The sequence below is a fragment of the Candidatus Nitrosopumilus salarius BD31 genome (assembly GCF_000242875.2).
GTDB classification, from domain to species: Archaea; Thermoproteota; Nitrososphaeria; order Nitrososphaerales; family Nitrosopumilaceae; genus Nitrosopumilus; species Nitrosopumilus salarius.
The window spans coordinates 1-1,369 of the sequence record NZ_AEXL02000010.1; the positions used below are offsets into that span (position 1 = coordinate 1).

Annotated in this window: 1 protein-coding gene; it reads left to right on the forward strand. The window is 39.6% G+C overall.

The genetic code is table 11. The annotated features are described in order from the left end of the window. Positions 1 to 1,279: cytochrome c oxidase subunit I (locus tag BD31_RS00155; RefSeq protein WP_008296654.1), on the forward strand; the 1,279-nt coding region annotated here is incomplete at its 5' end. Positions 1,280 to 1,369 lie beyond the last annotated feature (90 nt).

Here is a 1,369-nt window from a genome sequence, read left to right on the forward strand (position 1 = left end):
AACACATCATACTGATGTCGGTTTACTTTACCTGATTACATCCCTTGCATTCTTGTTCATGGGTGGTGCATTAGCTCTTGCAATTAGAGCAGAATTATTCTTACCAGGTTCTCAAATCATTGCTGATTCTATGACCTTTAACAGAATCTTTACTGTTCACGGTACTACGTTGATCTTTTTGTTTATCATTCCATTTGCATCCTCGGTTGGAAATTACTTTGTTCCAATTATGGTCAGATACAAAGACATGGCATATCCAAAACTTAATGCAATTGCATTTTGGATGATTCCACCAGCAGGTGCACTCATCTGGTTGGGCTTTGCAGACTTTACATGGTATGCAACACCTCCCTACTCTATCATTAGTGCTCCAGGTCCAGCCGCTGACATGTGGATTTTTGGACTAAAGATTTTGGGTATCTCATCAGTACTTGGTGCAATCAACTTTATCGTTACAATTCTCAAATGTAAACATCCAGACATGTCAATCGGACAAGTCCCTCTTTTAGCATGGTCATTTTTATCATCATCATTAATCATCCTAGTTGCAATTCCAACATTTGCTGCAGCCCTCTTAATGCTACTTACTGACAGACTTGGAGTTAGTGGATTCTTTAATCCTGCTATGGGAGGAGATCCAATCGCATATGCTCACTTGTTCTGGTTTACATTCCATCCAGAAGTATACGTGCTAGTTATTCCTGCGATTGGAATGATGTATGAAATCATCCCAAGATTCTCAAGAAAACCAATTCACAGCTATCAGTCTGGAATTTTTGCATTTGTGTTATTATCTATAGTCGGATTCTCATCATGGGCACACCACATGTATGCAACCGGCATGTCATTTACTGAGAAAACAGTCTTTATGGTAGGAACTCTTGCAGCAGTTCCAGCATCTGCATTACACGTGTTTAACTTTATAGCAACAATGTGGAATGGCAGAATCAAATTTGCAACACCAATGATGTGGGCAGTTGGAGGAATTGCATTATTCTTCTCTGCAGGTGCAGGCGGTGTAGCAAACGCTGCAATGCCACTAGACTTCCAAACACATGACTCTTACTGGGTAGTTGGCCACTTCCATCTCTTTGTGATGGGTACCATTGCATTTGGTTCAATTGGATTCCTTTACTACATGTTCCCATATGTTACAGGAAGAATGTATAATGAAAAAATGGGTAAAGTTCACTTTGTCATGTCATTTATAGGAACTGTAATGGTATTCTTTACGCAACACGTACTTGGCTTATATGGAATGCCAAGAAGAATTTTTTGATTATCCTCCAATTCCAGAGTGGATTGCTATGAACCAGATTGCATCTATTGGTGCCATGGTAATTGGTATCAGTATGGTAATATTCTTGGC